General features: G+C 39.6%; 1 protein-coding gene. It reads right to left on the bottom strand.

Annotated features, from left to right (window positions below):
• The coding region (locus tag NXS07_RS21430; protein WP_258087695.1) for a hypothetical protein at positions 1–194 on the bottom strand (194 nt) is incomplete at its 3' end.
• Between the last annotated feature and the right edge of the window lie 51 nt (positions 195–245).

The following is a 245-nucleotide window of genomic DNA, read 5'->3' as shown; positions in this document are numbered from 1 at the left end:
TCCCCGCATTTCCACCACCCGTTTTGATCCAATTTCGCGTCATTTTTATACCCAAACCGGTTATTCGATTCGGTTACAGTATAGAGTTCGCTTTTATTGTATAGGTCATCTTTTGTATACAGTTCTGATTTTTTGTATAGGTCATCTTTCGTATACAGTTCTGATTTTTTGTATAGCTCCTCAATAATGGCCACTGTTCCACTTTTTGCCGGATGCCGCAGTGTGTAATTTCGTTCTCCCTCATA

This window comes from Xenorhabdus bovienii (assembly GCF_024721015.1).
Classification (GTDB): Bacteria; Pseudomonadota; Gammaproteobacteria; order Enterobacterales; family Enterobacteriaceae; genus Xenorhabdus; species Xenorhabdus bovienii.
Note: the sequence above shows the minus strand (reverse complement) of the source record. Positions and strands in the feature narration are given on the sequence as shown.